Origin of the sequence: Altericroceibacterium indicum, from assembly GCF_009828105.1 — a bacterium.
In the GTDB taxonomy this organism is placed as follows: domain Bacteria; phylum Pseudomonadota; class Alphaproteobacteria; order Sphingomonadales; family Sphingomonadaceae; genus Altericroceibacterium; species Altericroceibacterium indicum.
This window is the reverse complement of the sequence record NZ_WTYQ01000001.1, coordinates 59,095-81,004: the sequence shown is the minus strand read 5'-3', so window position 1 is coordinate 81,004 and position 21,910 is coordinate 59,095. Positions and strand designations below refer to the sequence as shown.

At 57.1% G+C, this 21,910-nt stretch carries 28 protein-coding genes; 9 read left to right on the top strand and 19 right to left on the bottom strand.

Features of this window, described 5'->3' with window-relative positions:
- Positions 1-137 precede the first annotated feature (137 nt).
- From GRI39_RS00395 to rplU, 3 genes are all read right to left on the bottom strand, one after another.
- The gene (locus tag GRI39_RS00395; RefSeq protein WP_160737743.1) at positions 138-707 is read right to left on the bottom strand and encodes a GNAT family N-acetyltransferase; all 570 of its coding nucleotides are present in this window, start codon (positions 705-707) and stop codon (positions 138-140) included.
- Positions 708-907: 200 nt separating this feature from the next.
- Positions 908-1,177, bottom strand: coding sequence for a 50S ribosomal protein L27 (rpmA, locus tag GRI39_RS00390; protein WP_160737742.1), 270 nt, complete (start codon positions 1,175-1,177; stop codon positions 908-910).
- A gap of 25 nt (positions 1,178-1,202) precedes the next feature.
- On the bottom strand, positions 1,203-1,562 hold the full coding sequence (gene rplU / locus GRI39_RS00385; RefSeq protein WP_160737741.1) for a 50S ribosomal protein L21: 360 nt from the start codon (positions 1,560-1,562) through the stop codon (positions 1,203-1,205).
- A 260-nt stretch (positions 1,563-1,822) separates the two neighbouring features.
- On the opposite strand from rplU, the gene GRI39_RS00380 reads away from it, so the two are divergent.
- On the top strand, positions 1,823-2,344 hold the full coding sequence (locus tag GRI39_RS00380) for a hypothetical protein (RefSeq protein WP_160737740.1): 522 nt from the start codon (positions 1,823-1,825) through the stop codon (positions 2,342-2,344).
- 224 nt (positions 2,345-2,568) lie between these two features.
- Here GRI39_RS00380 and GRI39_RS00375 read toward each other — a convergent pair whose 3' ends face one another.
- The 14 genes from GRI39_RS00375 to coxB all read right to left on the bottom strand — a co-directional run bounded on the left by GRI39_RS00375 (position 2,569) and on the right by coxB (position 13,510).
- Positions 2,569-3,030, bottom strand: coding sequence for a molybdenum cofactor biosynthesis protein MoaE (locus tag GRI39_RS00375; protein ID WP_160737739.1), 462 nt, complete (start codon positions 3,028-3,030; stop codon positions 2,569-2,571).
- Positions 3,031-3,034: 4 nt separating this feature from the next.
- Positions 3,035-3,274 (bottom strand): MoaD/ThiS family protein, encoded by a 240-nt coding sequence (locus GRI39_RS00370; RefSeq protein WP_160737738.1) that lies wholly within the window; start codon positions 3,272-3,274, stop codon positions 3,035-3,037.
- A 9-nt stretch (positions 3,275-3,283) separates the two neighbouring features.
- Positions 3,284-4,291: a GTP 3',8-cyclase MoaA gene (gene moaA / locus GRI39_RS00365; RefSeq protein WP_160737737.1), complete on the bottom strand. Its 1,008-nt coding sequence runs from the start codon at positions 4,289-4,291 to the stop codon at positions 3,284-3,286.
- A 19-nt stretch (positions 4,292-4,310) separates the two neighbouring features.
- Positions 4,311-4,637 (bottom strand): Rossmann fold domain-containing protein, encoded by a 327-nt coding sequence (locus GRI39_RS00360; RefSeq protein ID WP_160737736.1) that lies wholly within the window; start codon positions 4,635-4,637, stop codon positions 4,311-4,313.
- A gap of 5 nt (positions 4,638-4,642) precedes the next feature.
- Entirely contained in the window at positions 4,643-5,014 is a 372-nt protein-coding gene (locus GRI39_RS00355; RefSeq protein ID WP_160737735.1) for a dihydroneopterin aldolase, read from the bottom strand.
- Between the two features lie 38 nt (positions 5,015-5,052).
- Entirely contained in the window at positions 5,053-5,946 is an 894-nt protein-coding gene (locus GRI39_RS00350; RefSeq protein WP_160737734.1) for a class I SAM-dependent methyltransferase, read from the bottom strand.
- Positions 5,946-7,346 (bottom strand): threonine synthase, encoded by a 1,401-nt coding sequence (gene thrC, locus GRI39_RS00345; protein ID WP_160737733.1) that lies wholly within the window; start codon positions 7,344-7,346, stop codon positions 5,946-5,948. The genes GRI39_RS00350 and thrC overlap by 1 nt, the downstream gene beginning before the upstream one ends.
- A gap of 84 nt (positions 7,347-7,430) precedes the next feature.
- The gene (locus GRI39_RS00340; protein ID WP_211371379.1) at positions 7,431-8,006 is read right to left on the bottom strand and encodes an SURF1 family protein; all 576 of its coding nucleotides are present in this window, start codon (positions 8,004-8,006) and stop codon (positions 7,431-7,433) included.
- A 92-nt stretch (positions 8,007-8,098) separates the two neighbouring features.
- Positions 8,099-8,923, bottom strand: coding sequence for a cytochrome c oxidase subunit 3 (locus tag GRI39_RS00335; protein ID WP_160737732.1), 825 nt, complete (start codon positions 8,921-8,923; stop codon positions 8,099-8,101).
- A 63-nt stretch (positions 8,924-8,986) separates the two neighbouring features.
- On the bottom strand, positions 8,987-9,559 hold the full coding sequence (locus GRI39_RS00330; RefSeq protein ID WP_160737731.1) for a cytochrome c oxidase assembly protein: 573 nt from the start codon (positions 9,557-9,559) through the stop codon (positions 8,987-8,989).
- 2 nt (positions 9,560-9,561) lie between these two features.
- On the bottom strand, positions 9,562-9,690 hold the full coding sequence (locus tag GRI39_RS14665) for a hypothetical protein (RefSeq protein ID WP_281351821.1): 129 nt from the start codon (positions 9,688-9,690) through the stop codon (positions 9,562-9,564).
- Complete coding sequence (locus GRI39_RS00325; RefSeq protein ID WP_160737730.1) at positions 9,687-10,613, bottom strand: heme o synthase; 927 nt, start codon at positions 10,611-10,613, stop codon at positions 9,687-9,689. Before GRI39_RS00325 ends, GRI39_RS14665 begins: the two co-directional genes overlap by 4 nt.
- Positions 10,614-10,732: 119 nt before the next feature.
- Positions 10,733-12,445, bottom strand: coding sequence for a cytochrome c oxidase subunit I (gene ctaD, locus GRI39_RS00320; protein ID WP_160737729.1), 1,713 nt, complete (start codon positions 12,443-12,445; stop codon positions 10,733-10,735).
- A 33-nt stretch (positions 12,446-12,478) separates the two neighbouring features.
- Entirely contained in the window at positions 12,479-13,510 is a 1,032-nt protein-coding gene (coxB, locus tag GRI39_RS00315) for a cytochrome c oxidase subunit II (protein ID WP_160738536.1), read from the bottom strand.
- A gap of 309 nt (positions 13,511-13,819) precedes the next feature.
- On the opposite strand from coxB, the gene pyrE reads away from it, so the two are divergent.
- The 8 genes from pyrE to GRI39_RS00275 are packed head-to-tail and all read left to right on the top strand — an operon-like array spanning position 13,820 to position 19,833.
- Entirely contained in the window at positions 13,820-14,401 is a 582-nt protein-coding gene (gene pyrE, locus GRI39_RS00310; protein ID WP_160737728.1) for an orotate phosphoribosyltransferase, read from the top strand.
- A complete protein-coding gene (locus tag GRI39_RS00305) occupies positions 14,398-15,141 on the top strand; it encodes a pyridoxine 5'-phosphate synthase (RefSeq protein WP_160737727.1) in 744 nt (247 codons plus the stop codon). The genes pyrE and GRI39_RS00305 overlap by 4 nt, the downstream gene beginning before the upstream one ends.
- Positions 15,138-15,539: a holo-ACP synthase gene (gene acpS / locus GRI39_RS00300; RefSeq protein ID WP_160737726.1), complete on the top strand. Its 402-nt coding sequence runs from the start codon at positions 15,138-15,140 to the stop codon at positions 15,537-15,539. The genes GRI39_RS00305 and acpS overlap by 4 nt, the downstream gene beginning before the upstream one ends.
- Before the next feature lie 42 nt (positions 15,540-15,581).
- Positions 15,582-16,463 carry a signal peptidase I gene (gene lepB, locus GRI39_RS00295; protein ID WP_160737725.1) on the top strand — a complete coding sequence of 294 codons (882 nt, stop codon included), beginning with the start codon at positions 15,582-15,584 and terminating at the stop codon, positions 16,461-16,463.
- Positions 16,450-17,544 (top strand): AI-2E family transporter, encoded by a 1,095-nt coding sequence (locus tag GRI39_RS00290; protein ID WP_160737724.1) that lies wholly within the window; start codon positions 16,450-16,452, stop codon positions 17,542-17,544. Before lepB ends, GRI39_RS00290 begins: the two co-directional genes overlap by 14 nt.
- Positions 17,534-18,766, top strand: coding sequence for a DUF3089 domain-containing protein (locus tag GRI39_RS00285; RefSeq protein ID WP_160737723.1), 1,233 nt, complete (start codon positions 17,534-17,536; stop codon positions 18,764-18,766). Before GRI39_RS00290 ends, GRI39_RS00285 begins: the two co-directional genes overlap by 11 nt.
- The gene (ruvX, locus tag GRI39_RS00280; protein WP_160737722.1) at positions 18,748-19,230 is read left to right on the top strand and encodes a Holliday junction resolvase RuvX; all 483 of its coding nucleotides are present in this window, start codon (positions 18,748-18,750) and stop codon (positions 19,228-19,230) included. Before GRI39_RS00285 ends, ruvX begins: the two co-directional genes overlap by 19 nt.
- Positions 19,231-19,245: 15 nt before the next feature.
- Positions 19,246-19,833 (top strand): septal ring lytic transglycosylase RlpA family protein, encoded by a 588-nt coding sequence (locus tag GRI39_RS00275; RefSeq protein WP_160737721.1) that lies wholly within the window; start codon positions 19,246-19,248, stop codon positions 19,831-19,833.
- Between the two features lie 7 nt (positions 19,834-19,840).
- On the opposite strand, the gene GRI39_RS00270 is transcribed toward GRI39_RS00275, so the two are convergent.
- On the bottom strand, positions 19,841-20,638 hold the full coding sequence (locus tag GRI39_RS00270) for a precorrin-2 dehydrogenase/sirohydrochlorin ferrochelatase family protein (protein ID WP_160737720.1): 798 nt from the start codon (positions 20,636-20,638) through the stop codon (positions 19,841-19,843).
- A 7-nt stretch (positions 20,639-20,645) separates the two neighbouring features.
- Complete coding sequence (gene lysA, locus GRI39_RS00265; protein ID WP_160737719.1) at positions 20,646-21,905, bottom strand: diaminopimelate decarboxylase; 1,260 nt, start codon at positions 21,903-21,905, stop codon at positions 20,646-20,648.
- Between the last annotated feature and the right edge of the window lie 5 nt (positions 21,906-21,910).

Sequence of the window (21,910 nt, the reverse complement as noted above, 5' to 3'; positions counted from 1 at the left end):
CAGGTTTAAGGGCTCTGTTCTGGCAGTCAACGCCTTGCAGGGCAAACCGCGCCTGCCGCAAGCATTTCTAAATACGCCATTCTTGGCAGGAACCCCATGCCCGGAGGTAAGGTGGGGTTCCTGCTATCTCAGACTTTTCACGCTGCGCGCATTTGGGAGTCAGATGCATCCGGAAAATCTTCCGGTGCCCCGGTTGGATTGAGAGTGCGGACATAGCGATAGGCAGGGGCCGCTTCACCGCCACGCCCCTTGCTCGCCAGCTTGCGCAACACGCCGGTGCGCTGAAAGCCCAACCGCTGAAGCACACGGCCAGAGGCCGGGTTGTCCAGATAATGCCCGCCATAAACCTGCTTGTGGCCCAGCATTCTGGCGACGTTGAGTAGACCTTCGCCTGCTTCGCTGGCGTAGCCCTGCCCCCAGCGATCACGCCGTATCCAATAGCCGATTTCCGGGCCATCTTCATGCAATGTCAGCGCAACATGGCCAATCAGCGGCGCGCCCTTTTCATCCGGCAGCGTAATCGCAAAGCGCGGGAAGAACGGGTCCTGCGGGCGCTTCACAAATTCGCGCGCGTGCTCAGCCTGATAGGGCCAGGGTGCATTGCTCAACATCCGCACAACCTGCGGATCGCTCAAGCCATCATGAATTGACCGCCAGTCTTCTTCAAAGACGGGCCTCAGGAATAATCTGTCAGTGCGAGTGAACATCGCGCTTCGCCTCCTTCAACCCCTCACACCGCCCCGCTAAAGGGCTTTCGTGACAGGGTTATTTCGCATCGGGCACGATTGCCGCGATACGTCGGAGGGAGACATAAAAAAGGGAGACGGTTTGGCCCCATCTCCCTCTTGGCCAGATCTACCTCTGGCGGGGCCATCCCGTTGGATGACCCTGTATGTGAATCATCCGATTATTCGGCGGCTTGCGCCATCATGTCCACAGACACGTATTTACGGCCTTGTTTGCCGCTGTGGAAACGCACACGGCCTTCCGCGAGCGCAAAAAGTGTGTGGTCTTTGCCGATGCCAACATTCACGCCGGGATACACACGTGTACCGCGTTGACGGATAATGATGTTGCCGCCGATCACTTCCTGACCGCCGAACTTCTTAACACCGAGGCGACGGCCTGCTGAGTCGCGACCGTTGCGGGATGAACCGCCTGCTTTTTTATGTGCCATCTCAAACTACTCCAAATCTCTCGGCTTATTCCGCGCTAGCGGCTTCAGCGGTCTTCTTCGGCGCGGCCTTCTTGGACGCAGCTTTCGAATCACCAACGGACAGAATGCGCAGCAAAGTCATCTGCTGGCGGTGGCCCTGCTTGCGGCGGTAGTTGTGGCGGCGACGCTTCTTGAAGACGACGACCTTTTCGGACTTCGCCTGCGCGATGATTTCAGCCGACACAGTGACCTTGCCAACTTCGGCCAGCTTGTCACCTTCGCCTGCCAGAAGGACATCGCCCAACGTGACAGTTTCACCAGCTTCACCAGCCAGTTTTTCAACTGCAATCTTGTCTCCGGCGGCGACCCGGTATTGTTTGCCGCCCGTGCGCACTACTGCGAACATGGTATCATCCATCCAATCTAAAGCTTTGTCGCCCCGCCTGAGCCACCTGACCTCACTTCAAAAGAAGTAATGCCCGATAATAGAGCGACGCGCCGCGCGCCCTGTAAGAGCGCCGGAAGAATGGCTGCCGTTAAGCGAAAGCCCCCATGTTGTCAACGCCAGCGCGTCATCAATCATGGAAAAAACAGGGTCTCTTGCAAAACACACGATACGAAAGCACGTGCTGGAAAGCAGCCGACGACGGGGCTATGGCCCAAGGGATGATGAAAAGCAATGCAGCCTCGCTGTTCCCACTGATCGCCGCTGGCTGTGCCACGCTCGCGCTATCAGCCTGCGCCACACCTCGCGGAGAATACCCGAGTTTGGCCATCCGACCGGAAGAACGGGTGAGCGGTTCGATGAAACCTGTGGCTGCAGAGCCTTATATTCCGCCCAAAACCGGCCCGGATGTTCTCAGCAATATTGCAGGCCTTCGCCAAAGCGCCGAGCAAGCCCACGCCCAATTCACCGCAGCCGTGCCCGCAGCCCGCAAAGCCGCCAATGCCGCTCGCAATTCTTCTCAGGGAAGTGAAAAATGGGCTGTGGCACAAATTGCCCTGTCCGAACTCGAATCGAGTCGCAGCGATGCGATGATTGCTCTGGCAGATCTGGACCGGCTCTATGTTGATGCGGCGATCAATGCCAAAGAGCTTGGCCCGCTCGCTTCAGCGCGAAATGATGTAATGGCTCTGGTCGCTCAGGAAGATTCCGTGATCGACCAGATTGGCGCACTCCTGCGTTAAGCATCGCGTCTCAAAAAAAGGGGCTGGCGAACCAGCCCCGAGATATTGGGAGAATGCCTGAGCGTCAGTCAAACGCAAAGCATTGGCTCGATAGCGCGGAAACCCTGCAAGGACGCAAGCGCGTCGGGCAGAGCGCGAAGCCAGGTCGCATAATGCTTCGCTAGGTCCGGCTATCCAGTCACAGTCTTAATGTCGGGAATCGCGGCATGATTCTTTGACGCCGGTCAATCTTGTTTGGGCAGAATGTCCCACCTTGCCAAATCGCCATGATCCTGTTCGCGCGGTTCAATCCAGTGCCAGCCGTCAGAACGGCGTTCGCGTTTCCAGAACCACGCATCACTTTTGAGGTGATCCATCACGAAATCGGCCGCTTCAAAAGCATCTCGACGGTGTTTTGCCGCAGCGGACACCAGCACAATCGGCGCACCGGGCTGCATCACACCGATTCTGTGCCAGATCATCAGGCCTTCCAAGGCCCAGCGTGCCAAAGCCTGGTCCGCCAGCGCGTCCATTCCGGGCAGTGTGAGCGGTTCATAATGCGAGAGTTCGAGCGCTTTGACATCACCTTCACCGCGCACTTTGCCAACAAAACTGACTATGCCGCCAGCATCGGGCACTTTTTGCGCGAAATGTGCCAAGCCTTCTCCTGCCGAAAAGCCCGTATCAAGCAGCCGGACATCCTTCATCCGCTCAGCCTCCACTCACGGGTGGAAGCAATGCCACTTCTGCGCCATTTTGCGCAATCAGACTGGTCTTATCGGCCAGCAAGGCGCCATCCAGCGCCACGCGCACTTTTTCGCCCGCCACCAGCGCGCGCGCCTCTTCGGGGAGCGAATCTAGCAGGTACTGCCAGTTAAGCGGCGCGGGGTAATCGCGTTCAGGCGCAACCATTGCAGACAGCCGCCCAAGGAACAGCACTTTAACGCTCACTGGAAATTCCTATCCGCCGGTCATCGACATATGGCGCGGCTGCGCAGGCATGGCGCCACGTTCATCAATGCGAAAATGATGTTTTTCGGGCTTAATTCGCATCGCTTCATTGAGTGCGGCTTCAAGCTGGCGATCCGGATCATCCGAACGCAAGGCAGCGCGCAGATCAACCCGCTCTGCCCCGCCAAGGCAGGCATAGAGCTGGCCCGTGGCCGTCACCCGGATGCGATTGCAGCCAGCGCAGAAATTATTGGTCAGCGGGGAAATCAGCCCCACCCGTCCGCCGGTTTCTTCCACATCGAAATAGCGCGCCGGGCCGCCAGTGGTGGCAGAAGAAGGCGTGAGAGTGAAGCGTTGGTCGAGCACATCACGCACCGCAGTGAGCGGCAGATAATGATCGACCCGATCACCATCGACATCGCCCAGGGGCATCACTTCGATCAGCGTCAGATCATGGCCTTCACCATGTGCCCAGCCGATCATCTGAGGGATCATGGCTTCATTGACGCCCTTCAGCGCTACGGTGTTGATCTTCACCTTCAGGCCTGCCGTGCGTGCAGCGGCAATACCCTCCAGTACCGCCTCCAGCCGATCACGCCGGGAAAGTTCAGCAAATACCTCAGCATCCAGCGTATCGAGCGAGACATTCACCCGCTTCACGCCGGCGCGGGCCAAATCATCAGCAAATTCTGCGAGACGCGTGCCATTGGTGGTAAGGGTCAGCTCTTCCAACCCCTGCCCGACATGGCGGCCCAAGGCGCGCACGAGGTCCATCATGTCACGCCGCACCAGCGGCTCCCCACCGGTCAGGCGAATCTTGGTAATTCCCCGCTGCATCATGCCGAGCGAGAGCTTGTGCAGCTCTTCCAGACTCAGCACATCCTTGCGCGGCAGGAACTGCATCTTTTCAGGCATGCAATAGGTGCAACGCAGATCACAACGATCCGTGACCGACAGACGCAGATAGCTGATCCGTCGGTTGAAGGCATCCACAAGAGGACCGGTCCCGCAACTCATGTGCTTACAATGCATTAAACTACAGAGCGTTTCCACCAAAGCGAAGCAATTGCCCGGTAATGCCCGGTGCGGCCTCCAGCCAATCGGCAATATCGGCGGCAGAGGGCTGCTCTGGCCCGGCAATTCCATTCACCCGTTTGGGCGCGGCCATCCGGGCAAGCGATTGCACTGCGGCCAATTGCCAGCCGCGCTGCGCCGGATCGTCAGACGGGAAGTGCAGCAGCAGCGCATCCACCGGCCCTTCCAGCAATTCCCGCGCTTGCGGCAGATATTCGGCATGGAAATGGGCAGCGGCATCCAGCGCTTGGGCTGGCAGATCAGTAATCGGCAGGATGGCCTGCGTCATGGCAATCAGCGCCTGTCGCGGTGCAGGGTAATGCCGATCTTTTCGTTCTTTTCGCTGAGCGCCAGCTTCACGATCTTCACTGTCACCGCTTCCACCCGCTCATCTTGCATGAACAGCGTATTGCACACATGATCTGCCACTGATTCAATCAGCTTGAAATGCAGCCCTTCCGGAAAAGCATCGGACGCGGCAAATTTCAGATCCATGTAATTCTTGCTGGCTTCCAGCGGAGTTTCCGGATCGTAATAGTCAATCGCCCTGAACTTGACCGTGATAGTAAAGCGCAAAGGCTGCGGCTTGCCGGTTTCTTCGGAATAAATCCCGGTCAGCACATCATGTTCGAAATCAGCAATTTCGAGCGTCAGACTGTCAGCCATATGCGGCTCTCCCAAAATTTCGCCTGTTGGCGATTATCTCAATTGTTGGACCAGCGGGCGAAAATCGCCGTGGGCAACAAGCGCCCGTTTTCGCCATCTTCACGCACCGCCAGATCGCCATGTTCGATTTTTCCCGGTGCACCACGGAACATTTCAGCCAGCAAACCGCCCAGCGCGAGGCTGGACATCCGCACCGCATAGACGGTGAGGAACAGGAAGCGGCTATTTTCATCCAACAGCTTGCGGCAATCACCGACCAATTCCGGCAACCCGCTTTCAATCCGCCAGGTTTCCCCCTTGGGACCACGCCCGAATTTGGGGGGATCGAGAATGATCCCGTCATAACGCTTTTCACGCCGTACTTCACGCGCGGTGAATTTGCCTGCATCATCCACCAGCCAGCGGATCGGGCGATCCGCCATGCCGGAAATTTCCGCATTCTCACGCGCTTGCGCCACTGATTTCTTCGACGCATCCACATGGGTGACAGAGCCGCTATTGCTCAATGCCAGCGTGCCTACCCCGGTATAGCCAAAAAGGTTCAGCGTTTCGGCATCGGTCTTGCCGTCCAATTGCGCGCGCATCCAGTCCCACACCGGCGACATATCGGGAAAGAACCCCAGATGCCGGAAGGGCGTGCATTGCGCAGTGAAGGACACTTCATTCCAGTTCAGATCCCAGCCATCTTCGGGCACGGGCTTGCTGTAATGCCAGCGGCCACCGCCATCTTCATCCGAACCGGGAATAAATTCGCCATGCGCCTCCCATTCGCTTTCCGCGAGGCGCGGGCTCCATAAAGCCTGCGCTTCGGGGCGAATAAAGCGATAGGGGCCATAGCGTTCCAGCTTGCGGCCATGGCCACTATCCACCAGGCCATAATCGGCCCAGCCCTGCCCTTCGAGCAGGATCGGCTGTTGAACCAGCTCTGCCATCAGGCTGACGGGGTCGCGCGTTCCGCGACATATTGGGCAATGGCGTCATAATCACCGGGCAGGCGATCATAGCGCTCTTCGCGTTCGAACAGATCCCCCACACGCGCTGGCAGATGCGGGCGCTGGCCGGTGGCCGATTCCACTGCATCGGGGAATTTGGCCGGATGGGCGGTGGCCAGTGTCACCACGGGAATGGACGAATCAATGCCTGCGGCCCGCGCGGCATGGAGGCCGATAGAAGTATGCGGATCGATGATCTCGCCGCATTTTTCCGCTGCCCAATGCATCGCATTCTGCATGTCAGAGCGATCCGCCCGCGCACTGGTGAAGAGCGCGGCTGATCCTTCGCGCTGCGCATTGGTGAGCCGCATCGCCCTGGTCTTTTCAAACCCGCTCATCTGATCGGCCAGAGCCAGACCATCGCGGCTCCCTTCCAGAAACAGCAGGCGTTCAAAATTGGAGCTGACCTGAATATCCATTGATGGCGCATCGGTGGCCGTCACGGTCCCGGCGGAATAATCCCCATTGGACAAGGCGCGGTGGAGAATATCGTTTACATTGGTCGCCACGATCAGCTTCTCAACCGGCAGGCCCATTTGCGCGGCCACATAACCGGCAAACACATCACCGAAATTGCCCGTCGGCACGCTGAAGGCGACCTTGCGATAGGGCGCGCCAAGCTGAAGCGCAGCGGCAAAATAATACACCACCTGCGCCATCAACCGCGCCCAGTTGATCGAATTGACCGCACTGATGCGGAAACGCCCGGTCATGGCCGTATCGCCAAACATGCGCTTCACCATCGCCTGCGCATCGTCAAAGCTACCGTCAATGGCGATATTATGGACGTTGGGCGCCAGCACCGTGGTCATCTGGCGGCGCTGCACATCGCTCACCCGGCCATCGGGATGGAGCATGAACACATCAATCCGTTCCCGGCCTGCCACCGCGTCAATCGCCGCCGAGCCAGTGTCTCCGCTGGTCGCGCCGACAATCGTCAGATGGTCATCACGGCGGGAGAGGAATTCTTCGAACAGACGCCCCAGCAATTGCAATGCCACATCCTTGAAGGCGAGCGTCGGGCCGTGGAACAGTTCGAGCAGCCAATGCTGTTCATTGAATTGCGTGAGCGGGGTCACCGCATCATGCGAAAAGCTGCCATAGGCATCAGCGCAAAGGCGCGCCAACTGGTCTTCGGTCAGGCTTCCCTTCACAAATGGCATCATCACCCGCGTGGCGAGTTCGGCATAGGGCAAGCCCTTCATCGCCGCGATCTCATCAATCGAAAAGCGCGGCCATTCACGGGGCACATAAAGGCCACCATCAGATGCCAGACCGGCGAGCGTTACGCCTTCGAAATTGAGCGCCGGTGCGCTGCCTCGTGTAGAGATGTAGTCCATGATGGATGCGCCGTTAGCGTGAGCCTGCTTTTCACGCAACTATATGGCGCGTTTTGGCCCGTGAAGTTTGAGTATTGCCCTATCCTATGGCCGCAGCTTCTTCCGCAGCGCGAGAATGTAGATCACCACCGCCGTTGCCGCGAAGAAGAACCATTGCACGGCATAAGACAGGTGATTGTTGGGCAAATCACCCGGATCAGGCAGTGCATTGGCTTCAAGCCCTGCCTGTGGCGGGTCTGCAATCAATCGCGCTTCATGCCCACGCCCCGGCCCGATAATTCCGCTGACCGTCCCGCCTGCCCATGAACCGATTTTCGGCTCAATCTGCCAGCCAAGCACCACATCAGCCTCCCCGCCAGAAGCCAGAATGCAGCGCGATGATTGCGCCCAGCCAGCCCGGCCTTCACGGCTCCGTCCGGCCAGCGCATCATGGCTCAGCACCTTTACGCAATCGAGCGTGCTCTTGCGATAAAGCGCAGGCTCCACCGCATCAGGGCTTATGGGGAAGGCAATCGGTGGCAAGTTTTCTGCTTCAGCATAATGGCGCAGAAGCCCATTCTTCCATTGTGCCCGCTGCAATTGCCAAATGCCCAGCCCGATCATGGTCATCACGCAAAGCGCGACAATCAGCGTCGGCAGAATTGGCAAGCGACGAATCATCGGCCCTGTTTCCCAAATGAATGGGGTGGCCTTTCCGATAATCCGGCAGGGCCACCCCCAATACTTATGCGCTCACGCCATGCGGCAGAGCGTCAACCATGGACTTCAGCACCCCAGCCGCCCCAGACATAGACTGTGATGAACAGGAACAGCCACACCACATCGACAAAATGCCAATACCATGCAGCAGCTTCAAAACCGAAATGCTGCCGGGGGGTGAAGTGGCCCTTATAGGTACGCACCAGGCATACGATCAGGAAGATCGAGCCGATAATCACATGGAAGCCGTGAAAGCCCGTCGCCATGTAAAAGGCAGAACTGTAGGTATTGCCGCCAAAGCCAAAGGGCGCATGCATATATTCATAGGCCTGAATGCAACTGAACACGAGGCCGAGAACAATCGTCGCCCACAAGCCCTGCTTCAGCCCTTCGCGGTTCCCATGGATCAAGGAGTGATGCGCCCAGGTGATCGTGGTGCCAGAACACAGCAGGATCAGCGTGTTAAGCAATGGCAGATCAAACGGGTTAATCACCGCTTCAATTGCCTTGGGTGGCCACACTCCGCCGATCACATCGGTCAGATTGGTGGGGAACAGGGCAAAATCGAACCAGCTCCAGAACCAGCCGACAAAGAACATCACTTCCGAAGCGATGAACAAGATCATTCCATAACGGAAATGGAGCTGCACCACCGGCGAATGAAAGCCAGCCTCCGCTTCATTGACGATCTTGCCGAACCAACTGAAGAAAGTGGCAATCAGGCCAGCAATGCCAAGGCCCAGAACGAGCCAGGCCATGGCCATTTCATGCATGAACAATACCATCCCGGTCGTGAAGGTCACGGCGGACATCGAGCCGATAAATGGCCAGATATCGGGCGGTAGAATATGGTAATCGTGGTTCTTTGCACCAGCCATGGTTTTCCGTCCTGTTTTTTCAAGCATCGGCCAAATGGGCGGCTGAACATATCGTTCAATCACTCAGGAAGCCGGGTCCTCTGCCTCGTGAAATGTATAGCTCAAAGTAATCTGTTCGACATCCTTTGCATTCTCATCATTTAGAATGGCAGGATCAATATAATAAAGCACCGGCATCCGAACTTCCTGCCCCGGCTGCAACGTCTGTTCGGTAAAGCAGAAGCACTGAATCTTGTTGAAATAGGCCCCGGTCTGCTCCGGCTCGACATTGAAAGTGGCGGTGCCGGTAATCGGCTTGTCCGAATTGTTACGCGCGGTGAACACAGCAATATCGCGCTGGCCGATCGTCACCGTATCCTTGACCTGCACGGGCTTGAAATCCCACGGCATATTGCGTTCGACATTGGCATCGAAACGCACTGAAATCGTATGGCCTGCCCCGCTTTTGGCAAATTGCGCCGCCAGGTCTGCATCGCCTTGCGTTGCCCGCTGCGTGGTCCCGCCAAAGCCGGTTACCGAACAGAACATCTGGTAAAGCGGCACCGCTGCATAACCCAGCCCCAACATGCCCAGCGCCACACCGGCAAACAGAATCGCAAAGCGGCGGTTTTTCTGATGCAGTGAAGCGGTTGCCATGCCTATCCTCCCAGCCGTGCGATAGTGATCAGGTAAAACAGCACGACAAATGCGGCCAGCGTAAGGCCTAATGCAATATTGCGCGACCGGCGGCGCGCCTTGAATTCGCGTTCTTCTTCAGGTGTCATCATAAAGACAGCCCTCCCCCCAGAATAAGCCGGTCAGCCACCAGCGCGGCAAACAATGCAAACAGATAGAGGACGGAATAAGCAAACAGGCGCTTTTCCGGCTTCATCCTGTCTTCATCGCCGCGCTTACGGCGAAACGCCACCGGCAAAGCCTGCACCAGAAACAGCCCGGACAGGGCAAGCGCGGATATGCCGTAGATCAGCCCGGTTCCGCCAATCCACCATGGCGCAAGGCTGACCGGGAGCAGCGCAATGCTGTAAAACAGGATCTGCCGGCGGGTTACCGCTTCACCGGCCACCACTGGCAGCATGGGAATGCCGACCTTGGCATAATCGGTCTGCACAAACAGCGCGAGCGCCCAGAAATGTGGCGGCGTCCAGATAAAGATGATCGCAAACAGCAGGATCGGCATCGCCGTGATGTGGCCAGTCACCGCGATCCACCCGATCAGCGGCGGAAAGGCCCCTGCCCCACCGCCAATCACGATGTTCTGCGGGGTGCGCGGTTTCAGCCAGATCGTGTAAACAACCGCGTAATAGAGGATCGACAGGGCCAGAATAGTCGCAGCGAGCCAGTGGATCGCCAAACCCATCACCAGAACCGAGCCAATCGAAAGCACAATGCCAAAATCGCGCGCATCGGTGCGGTTCATTCGTCCTTGCGGCAAAGCGCGGCTGGCGGTGCGCTTCATGCCTGCATCCAGATCCGCTTCCCACCATTGGTTCAATGCCGCAGCACCGCCCGCGCCCACCGCAATGCACAGAATCGCGGTAAAACCGAGGATCGGATTGATCGAACCGGGGGCTGCCAGCAGGCCGCACAGGCCGGTGAACACCACAAGGCTCATCACCCTGGGCTTGGTCAGCGACACGAAATCGCGCCAATCAGTGGGGAGCCGTGTTGTTGCAGAGGCAGCGGTGGTCATATTTTCTAATTCGATCTCAAGAACTTTCCAGAGGCGGTGATACAGGAAGCCGCACCATAAGGGTAGAGGCGCACCGATGACGATGCGCCTCAGCCTGTATCGCTTGATGCCCCGACAGTTCAGGCCTGCGAAGGTGACGCATTGCCGTGGCGGTGGACTTCTTCACCATCGTCAATGATCGGCAGGGTTTCGAACTGGTGATAGGGTGGTGGGCTGGACAAGGTCCATTCCAGCGTTGTTGCCCCTTCACCCCAGTAGTTGGCCGGCGCTTTCTTGCCTGCAACAAAGCTGTAGATGATGTTCGCAAAGAAGATCAGCATGGATAGAGCCATGATTTCATAGCCATGCGTTGCGATTGAATTCCAGAATTCAAACGCCGGTGTGTAATCCGGGATACGGCGCGGCATCCCATCCATGCCCAGGAAATGCATCGGGAAGAAGATCAGATTCACCCCGACGAAGAAGACCCAGAAATGCAGGTGAGCAAGGAATTCGGAATGCATCCGCCCGCTCATTTTCGGGAACCAGTAATAGAAGCCTGCGAACAGGGCGGTCACTGCACCCAGCGAAAGCACATAATGGAAATGCGCCACCACATAATAGGTGTCATGCAAATTATCATCGACCCCGCCATTGGCCAGCACCACACCCGTGACACCGCCGACAGTGAACAGGAAGATAAAGCCCAGTGCCCAGACCATCGGTGATTTGAAAGAGATGGACCCGCCCCACATGGTGGCGATCCAACTGAAAATCTTGATCCCCGTCGGCACCGCGATGACCATGGTGGCAGCGGTGAAATACATCTTCACATTCACACTGAGGCCCACAGTATACATGTGATGCGCCCAGACGACGAAGCCAACCACACCAATCGCCACCATGGCATAGGCCATGCCGAGATAGCCGAAAACCGGCTTGCGGCTGAACGTCGCAATGATCTGGCTAATCATGCCGAAGCCCGGCAGAACCATGATGTAAACTTCAGGATGGCCAAAGAACCAGAACAGATGCTGGTAAAGCAGCGGATCACCACCGCCCATCGGATCGAAGAATGTCGTGCCGAAATTGCGATCCGTCAGCAACATGGTGATGGCCGCCGCCAGCACTGGCAGAGCCAGCAGCAACAGGAATGCCGTCACCAGAACGGACCAGACAAACAGCGGCATTTTATGCAGTGTCATGCCCGGCGCACGCATGTTGAAAATGGTCGTGATGAAATTGATCGCGCCAAGAATGGAGCCCGCGCCCGCCAGATGAAGCGCAAAAATCGCAAAATCAACCGCCGGCCCGGGCGAGCCTGAAGTTGATAGCGGGGCATAGGCCGTCCAGCCAATCCCGGCCCCCATTCCTGTGCCACCGGGCACAAAGGCGGACATCATCAGCGATATGAAGCCCGCGAAAGTCAGCCAGAAGGAAACGTTGTTCATACGCGGGAAGGCCATATCCGGCGCACCGATCATCAGCGGCACGAACCAATTGGCAAAGCCGCCAATCATGGCCGGCATGACCATGAAGAACACCATGATAAGGCCATGGGCAGTAATCAGCACGTTCCACAGATGGAGCGCCTGATCAAAACCGGCTTCCCCGCCCATGAATTCGACCCACCAGCCGAGATATTGAATCCCCGGCTCTTTGAGTTCGAAACGCATGATGCCGGAAATGCCGCCCCCCACGATCCCGGCGAAGATCGCGAAGATCAGATAGAGCGTTCCGATGTCCTTATGGTTGGTGGACATGAACCAACGGGCGAAAAACGCCGGCTTATGGTCAGCGTCATGGTGGTGCTCTTCAGTGTGAGCCTGGAATGTATCTGCGGTCGTGGCCATTATACTTGGACCTTATTCAGTTCAGCTCTGGGCTCAGACTTCCGCATCAGCGGCGGGCGAATCGAGTTGAGTGGGCGGAGCACCTGCACCAGGCGCGCCTTCCACAGAGCTTTCGGGTTCCTGCAAATCAGCGGCGGCGGGTTTGGCGTCACTTGCCTCCCCACCAACAGTACCGCCCTGAGCGCGAACCCAGGCATCAAATTGCGGGCGTGGCAGCGCTTCAATAGCGATCGGCATATAACCATGGCGAACACCACACAATTCGGAACACTGGCCATAATAAATGCCCGGTTCCTTGATCGTGAGCTGGCGTTCATTCAACCGGCCCGGCACAGCATCCAGCTTGAACCAGAGTGATGGTACTGCGAAGGAGTGGATCACATCTGCACCGGTCGTCTGAATACGAATCGGTTCACCGGCAGGCACCACAAGGCGGTTATCCACCGCAAGCTTGGGCGGCAGGCCGCGCTTCACCGCTTCTTCATCATCCAACATATTGGAGATGACTTCAAAGCCGCCATTGTCAGGATAGCTGTAACCCCAATACCACTGATAGCCCGTCACCTTGACGGTCAGCGCATCTTTGGGCGGGCTTTCATACTGACGAACCAGCAGCGTGATGGAAGGGATGGCGATCACGAACAGAATCAAGACCGGCAAAATCGTCCAGATGATTTCGATCAGCGTATTATGGCTGGATTTCGAAGCCACTGGGCTCCGCCGGCGATTATAACGCGCGATAACCCAGAGAATAAGGCCAAGAACCAGCAAGGTGATCGCGGTGATAACCGGCAGCAGCACTGCATTATGCATCCACAGGCCATATTCACCGATGTCGGAATATTGCTTCTGAAAGCTGGTTTTGCCCGATTCCGGTTGCCCCTTGATCCATTCCGGCCCCAGCGGCTTATAAGCCTCGGCACCGGCGGCAGGTTCAACCGTCTGCCCCTCAGCGGCTTGCGCAGCAGGTATGGAATCATCGGCAACATTGGCCGCACGAGCATCGGCCTGGCCGACACTCATCGCTTCAGACGCCCCGTTCACGCCATCTTGGGCCAGAGCCATTTGCGGGGCCAAGGCCACACAAAGAAGCACCAATAACGCAAGGAAACCCGCCGCAAAAGCCGGCATTGCGTTCAAATTAAACCGCTTTTCAGCGACATCCCCAAATCTCATATGTCTCACGCTTTCCGAATCCGAAAGTTGAGGCGCACGACATGCTTTGTTACCAAAGCTGCCCCCTATTATCAGAAGAGGTATACGCATGCTTGCCCCCAGCCTCAAGCGCTTCTAGGGAGATTTTTCGAAAGCCATGATCACAATCAATGATTTGGTCTGGCTGGGAAACAATAATCAAGGGTTTGATTTCTTATCATGACCGAAGACGAGGTCCTCGCGGAATTCCGTGCCAGTCGTGCTCTTTTGGAAGGGCATTTCAAACTGTCATCGGGACTTCACACTGCCCATTATTTACAATGCGCGCGTGTTCTTATGGACGCCGAACGTGCGAGCCGCCTCGCAATGTCGTTGGTTCAGCAAATCCCGCGCGATGTTCGCAACGCGATCGACAAGGTGATTTCCCCGGCCATGGGCGGCATTATCATCGGTCACGAAATGGGCCGCGCATTGGGCAAGGAAGCGATGTTCGTTGAACGTCCGACCGGCACCTTTGAATTGCGCCGCGGCTTTACAGTCACACCGGGTGAAAAAATTCTGCTGGTGGAAGATGTCATCACCACCGGCCTTTCTTCACGCGAAGCGATCAAGGCGATCGAAGCAGAAGGCGGCAAGGTCATTGCGGTGGCTTCCCTTGTTGATCGTTCGGGCGGTGAAGTGCAGTTTGATGTGCCCTTCTTCCCGCTTGTCGCGCTCAACTTCCCAACGTTTGCGGAAGATGCCATCCCAGCAGAACTGGCGGCAAAGCCGGTCGAAAAGCCGGGGAGCCGCAAGAATTGAACCATCCCTTGCAGCCAGGCAAGCTGCGCCTTGGCGTCAATATCGATCATGTGGCGACCATCCGCAATGCGCGCGGCGGGGATCATCCCGATCCGGTTCGCGCGGCTGAGATTGTCGCAAAAGTAGGCGGAGACGGGATCACCGCCCATCTGCGCGAAGACCGTCGCCATATCCGCGATGATGATCTGAGGCGCATTCAGGACGCCACGGATCTGCCGCTCAACCTCGAAATGGCTGCAACCGAGGATATGGTGAAGATCGCGCTGGCCCATATGCCCCATGCGGCCTGCATCGTACCGGAAAAGCGTGAAGAGCGGACGACCGAAGGCGGGCTTGATGCCGCTGGCCTCCACAACCAGCTCGTGCCGGTGGTCAGCCGCCTGCTTGATGCGGGCATTCGCGTGAGCCTGTTTATCGCGCCTGAAGAACGCCAGCTTGAAGCAGCCATTCGCCTTAAAGCCCCGGTGGTGGAATTCCATACGGGCGAATATGCTAATGCCACTGGCGAAGAGCAGGCACGTGAATTGAAGCGTGTCGCCGATATGGCCGCGCTGGCTGCCAAAAACGGGATTGAACCGCACGCAGGCCACGGCCTCACTTATAACAATGTGCAGGCCATTGCCGCCATTCCGCAGCTCGCAGAATTGAATATTGGCCATTATCTCATTGGCGAAGCAGTCTTTTCCGGCCTCGAAAGCGCTGTTTTGAGGATGCGCGAGTTAATGGATGCAGCCCGGTGATTATCGGCCTGGGTTCGGATCTGTGCAATATTGACCGCATCACTGCGGCACTGGAGCGCCATGGATCGCGGTTTGAACAACGCTGTTTTACCGCGATAGAACGTGCCAAGGCCGAGCGCCGTCCCTTCACCCGTGCCGGAACCTACGCCAAGCGCTTTGCCGCCAAGGAAGCTTTTTCCAAAGCCGTCGGGACCGGATTCAAGCGTGGTGTGTTCATGAAGGATATCGGTGTGGTCAATGCCCCTTCCGGCGCGCCTACGCTGGCCCTTGAAGGTGGAGCAAAAGCACGATTGGAAGAACTCACCCCCGCTGGACATGAGATATTTATTCATCTGACACTCACAGATGATCATCCATGGGCGCAAGCCTTCGTGATCCTCGAAGCGCGCCCGCTTTGAACCATATTTGATCTGAATTTATAAAGAAAAGACCAGGCCGGGATGACCTCTTCCGAACATCAGGATACGCCAAGCAAGAAAGTAAACTGGTTCGCTGAATTGCGCGGATTGGTGCTGATGCTGCTGGCCGTGCTCGCCTTCCATACGCTGGTGGCCAAGCCATTCTATATTCCCTCTGCTTCCATGGTTCCCAACCTTCTGGTGGGCGACCGTTTGGTGGTGAGCAAATATCCCTATGGCTGGAGCTGGGTCTCCGCTTCCTTCCATCTGCTGCCCCGCAGCAACTGGCGCATTGCCCCCAGAACACCGCAATATGGCGACATCGTGATTGCTGTGCCGCCAGATAAGAACGAAGATTATATCAAGCGCGTGGTCGGCCTGCCCGGTGATCGGATCGCTCTCGTCAATGGGCAAATCATTCTGAACGGCAACCCTGTTCCGCAACAGGTGGAACCACCTGTACGCATCCCTGTTTCTGACAAGCAGATGTGTGACGGGGTGCATTGTCTTTCAGAATTTGAACCATATCGCACCACGCTTGCCGATGGGACGCAGGTCTATGAACCGCCGACCTATCGTGAAACGCTGCCCAATGGCGCAACCTATCTGATCATCGACCATATGCAGCAGCCCTATGATAATATGGCGGAGATCACCATTCCTGAAGGCGATGTGTTCCTGATGGGCGACAATCGCGATCATTCAGCAGACAGCCGCGTCCCGGCTGGTCCTTTCAACAACGGCCTGGGTGGTCCGGTTCCGATCGCTGACGTTGGTGGCCGAGCTGAATTCATTACGTTTTCTCTGGATGGCAGTTCTACCTGGAATCCGATAAGCTGGTTCACCGCATTGCGGAGCGGCCGTTCATGGACCTCATTGCGGCCTGCTCTCGCCACGGAAGGAACAGGCGATGGCGAAAAGTGATGCAGATGATGAATTTGGCGAAAATATCGGCGTAAGCCCGACCTTCATTTCCAATCCGGTTCTGCGGCAGGAGGCTGGCAAAGCCTTCGTCTGGGTGCTGGTGATTGGCCTTTCCGCGCTGTGTGTCTACATTTCTGAATCACTGCTGGTGATTTTCGGCGGAATGGTCTTTGCCTCGATCATCGATGGCGGCTCTCGCCTGCTCGGCAAGGTTCTGCCGATCAACCGAAGTGTGCGCCTGCTCATCGTGCTGGTTACGGCCACGGCGTTTCTGATCTGGCTTGCCTATTTCGCGGGTTCTCAAGTCACTCAACAGGCCGCTGCCCTTCCTTCCATTGTCGAACATCAGGCCAATCGCGCGATCGCCTGGGCACAAAGCAATGGCTTTGAAGTGGAAGCGCGCAATGTGGAGAGCATAGCGGGGCAATTGGTGGATGGCGTGGGCACAGTCACCCGTGCGCTCACTGGCGTCGTCGGCGGTTTCACCACTCTGTTTCTCATCGTCATTATCGGCATTTATGTCGCATTTGAGCCGCGCCTGTATGAACGCGGCGTCGCTTGGATGCTGCCCAAAGGCCGCCGGAGAAACTTCTTCCTGACCATCAAGCAAATGGCCGAAAAGATGCGCCGCCTGATGGCTGGCCGTCTTGTGGGAATGCTGTTCGAAGGCGTTTTCACCTATATCATGCTGGCGGTGTATGGCGTGCCCATGGCCATTTTGCTGGCGATCCTGACCGGGCTTCTGGCGTTCATTCCCAATGTTGGCGCGGTGGTTTCAGGCATATTGATGGTGCTGGTCGGTTTTTCCGGCGGCACCGATATGGGCCTTTATACAATCGCCGTTTACGTCATCGTGCAGACCTTTGATGGCTATGTGGTGATTCCCCTGATCGCCAAGAAGACGGTTGATCTTGCCCCGGCATTGGTGCTGGGAATGCAGCTTATCATGGGCATATTGTTCGGTATTCTGGGTCTGTTTCTGGCCGATCCACTGCTGGCCATGATCAAGGTCGCACTGGAACGTCGTTCCGAATTACACCGTGCATATCAGGAAGGTGAAAAAGCCAAAGATGGCGCGTAAGTTTCTGTATGTTTTTGCATTTCTGATTGTTCTGGTGCTGGCAGCCTTGCTGGCGATGCGCATCTGGTCCGATGAACTGACCCGCTTTGCCTTCGTGCCCACCGGGGAATTTATTGAACAAAAGCCGCTAGAAGAAAACGCCTATCAGGACCCGAAGATGTGGTTCGCCCGCCCCGGCATGGCCGAAGGCACGGACCCTGCGCGCTGGCAACCCGAATTTGCCAAGCCTGATGAAACGGATGAAGCCGAAGACAGCAACGCCGATGCCGTGAAGCTGGAAGAAACGGCGGCGGCGGATGCAGCGCAAAGTGATGCACCCACAGCCTATGCCCCTGTTCCCACCCTTGCGAAAGTGCCCAAATTTGCGGTCTTTTTCGTGCATCCGACCAGCTATCTGGAAAAGTCCTATTGGAACGCACCGCTTGATGATCCCAAGTCCCAAAGCCGGGCCAGGATTTTCGTGCGCGGCCTTGCCAGCCCGTTTAATCAGGCGGCAGAAATCTGGGCTCCGCGCTATCGTCAGGCAGCCTTCGGCGCTTTTCTGACCGATGCACCGGAAGCTGCTCAGGCGATTGAAGCGGCCTATCAGGACGTGGAGCAATCCTTCGATTATTTCGTGCAGCATATCCCGCCGACCATGCCGATTGTGCTGGCTGGCCATAGTCAGGGTTCGCTCCATATTCTGCATTTGCTGAAAGATCGCATCGCCGGCACGCCGCTGCAGAACCGTATTGCAATGGTCTATCCGATTGGCTGGCCATTATCGGTGGACCATGATTTGCCTGCGCTGGGCCTTCCCGCTTGCGAAACGCCGGATCAAGGTGGCTGCATTGCCACATGGTCGAGCTTTGGCGAACCGGCGAACCCCGGCCCGGTGATGCATATTTATGCTGATTCAGACGGATATGACGGCCAATTGCGTGGAGACAGCCCGATCCTTTGCGTCAATCCGCTATCCGGGACGATCAATGGCGATGCTCCGGCGAGCGATAATCTGGGCACGCTGGTGCCCAACGCCTCGCTCACTTCGGGTGAGTTGGTGCCTGGCGCTGTGTCTGCGCGGTGTGACGAACAGGGGCTTCTCCTGATTGGTGATCCACCCGATCTTGGCCCCTATGTTCTGCCGGGTAACAATTATCACGTTTATGACATCCCCCTTTTCTGGGAGAATCTGCAAACAGACGTAGCCAGACGAGTGAGCATATGGGCGAAGAAACACTAATCACTACCGGCGCGCTCAGCTTTAGCGATGCACTGCCTGATGGCGGTGTGCTGATGGCGCTGGACCTTGGCACCAAAACCATCGGCACCGCCTTTTGCGATGCCGGGTGGAGCTTTGCCAGCCCCGGTAAGACTTTGCCGCGCGGAAAATTTAGCCGCGACCGCGCCGCGATAGAACAATTGCTGAAAGAACGCGGCGTGAAAGGCATCGTCATCGGCCTGCCGCTCAATATGGATGGCAGCGAAGGCCCACGCAGTCAGTCCAGCCGCGCCTATGCCCGCAATCTTGCACAGTTCGGCCTGCCCATCCTTCTCTGGGATGAACGCTGGTCCACCGCCGCTGCGGAAAGCGCCATGATTGCTCAGGATATGAGCCGCACCAAACGCGCCACCCGGATCGATAGCCATGCAGCCGCGATCATCCTGCAAGCCGCGATAGATGCTGCTGCGGGCAGTGCTTTTTAGGCGGGCCGGATCGATATGGCACGCCCTTACCCTTTGTTTGCAAGCCTTCCCGTCATCACCCAGCGCTCAGCGGTGATCGGTTTGGTACTGGCGCTCTCAGCCTGTGGCGGCGGTGTGCATTATCGCCCGGTCACGGACACGCCCATTCGCGTGGGGAAGCCCTACACTGTTCGCGGTGTTACCTACCGGCCCGCTGTTGACCCAACTTATGATGAAGTGGGACTCGCAAGCTGGTATGGTTCGGAATCAGGCCACCAAACGGCGAATGGCGAACGTTTCCGCGCCAAAGGCATTAGCGCAGCACATACCACCCTGCCTCTCCCAACCTATGCCGAAGTGACCGATCTTGATACCGGCCGGACCATTCTGGTGCGGATCAATGATCGCGGTCCATTTTCCAACTCCGGGCGAATTATTGACCTGTCGAAAGGGGCTGCCGAGCAGCTCGGCATTCGTGCCAGGGGCATCGCCCCGGTGAGAGTGCGCGTCGTCACTCCGAGCAAGAAAGACGCCAAAAGATTGCGTGAAGGCAAGCAGGCGATCGAACGCCCGCGCGCCTCTTCACAAGAGCTTGCGGAGCTACGTGCCCGCTTGGGGAACTAAGCGCGCTTCAGGCCTCCTTCTGGCGCTTCAAAATCAAGGTCAGGCCCTTTTGTGTGCCTTTAGGTACCTCACTGTCACCCAGCCTAATACGCTCCGCATCGGCTCTGGCACGGTCCAGAATGGCCGATGAAACCCCCTCTTCATAGAGGATCAGATCGGCACTTCCCATCAGCCGAAACTGGCGCAAAGTCAGCTCTTCCGGGTCATCACTGGTGATGTATAGCACCACTTTACCCTGGGCAGATTGTGGGGCTCTACCGCCTATCCAGTCAGCGAAATTGGCGGCGCTTTTTTCATCCAGAACATCGAGCATTCCCCCCTGGCCCAATGCCTCGTCCAATGCTTGGCGGCGCTCTCCGCCATCGGGAAATTTTGCTCGGATTTCCTTGCGTTTATCGCTTAAAAGCTGGGCCAGTTTGCCAAGGTCGGCCGGCAGCAAAGCCTCCAGCCGAAGCCGCAATTGTTTGGCCAGCCCCGCCGATGCGCCAGAGGTTCCAATCGCCAGCAAAACAGGGTCACGTTCGAGAATACTGGGCGTGGTAAATTCGCACAGATCGGGCTGATCCACAACATTCACCAGCACGCCGCAATCGCGCAATCGGGTGGCCGCTTTCTCGCAGTCTTCGGGGGATTCCAACGCGATAAAAGCCAGCCGAGCACCTTGCTGAACCCCCGCTTTTTCCTCATCAATAACCAGCCCGCCAGCCCGCTCCACCAACCGGCGTTTAGGCTCCGCCATCGGCCCGTTACCGAGCACAATCACAGGCCTTCCGGCGATCCGATGGAAGAGCGGGAGACTCCTCATATAGGGCTCAAATCAGCCATTCCGGCACTCTCTCAGCGGCAAAGATCGTTTCAGGTTCAAGCCGGTCAGCCACCACGGCCCATTTGTCACCATCCACCATCACTTCAGGCACCAGCGCCCGGCTGTTGTAAGTATTCGCCATGGTGGCTCCATAGGCCCCGGCAGTACGGAAAATCGCCAGATCGCCCGCTTCCACAACATCGATCTCACGATTTTTAGCAAAAGTATCAGAGCTTTCGCAGATCGGGCCGACAATATGCGCAACCATCTTCTCGCCACGCGGGCGAACTGCCAGAAAATCATGCCAGGCATCATAAAGTGCCGGCCGCGCAAGATCGTTCATAGCTGCATCGACCACCACGAAAGGCGCGGTAACGCCGGCTTTCACGCGGATAACTTCCGTCACAAGCACACCGGAATTGCCGGTAATCACACGCCCTGGCTCGAACATGATGGTGGCATCCCAATCCTTGGTAACCTCTTCAACCATTGCGCCATAATCGGCAGGTCCGGGCAATTGCTCACCAAGCTTATATGGCACACCCAGCCCCCCACCGAGGTCCATATGGGTTACCGACGAGCCGCTTTCGCGCAATTCGCGCATTAGGGCGCCCATCTTGATGAAGGCAACACGCGATGGCTCCAGATCGGAAATCTGGCTGCCAATATGCACCGCAAGGCCGCGCATTGTCAGGCCTTCAAGCGCAGAAAGCCGCGTATAAATCGCCGCAGCATCGCCATAGGCGACACCGAATTTATTATCGGCCTTGCCAGTAGAAATCTTGGCGTGGGTCCGAGCATCCACATCAGGATTGACCCGAAGTGCGGCTATCGCCTGCTTGCCCCTGGCCTCCGCGATCTCAGCAAGCTCAATGCCTTCTTCTTCGCTCTCCAGATTAAACTGGCCAATACCTGCATCCAATGCGGCCGCCAGTTCCCGTTTGCTCTTACCGACGCCCGAAAAAACGATGTCTTTAGCCGGAACACCCGCTGTCAGCGCACGCTTCATCTCGCCTTCGGAAACCACATCAGCGCCATAGCCTTCCTGACGCAGCAGGCTGAGCACAGCAAGGTTGGGGTTAGACTTCACTGCAAAAGCAAGGTGAACATGTTTCAGACCTGAAAGTGCTTCCCGAAACACCCTCGCATGACGCTCCAGCGTGGCACGGGAATAGATATAAACGGGCGTACCGACCTCGCGCGCGATTTCGGCCAGCGCCACATCTTCGGCGTAAAGCTCGCCGTTCTTCAGTTCAAAATAATCCATGGTTT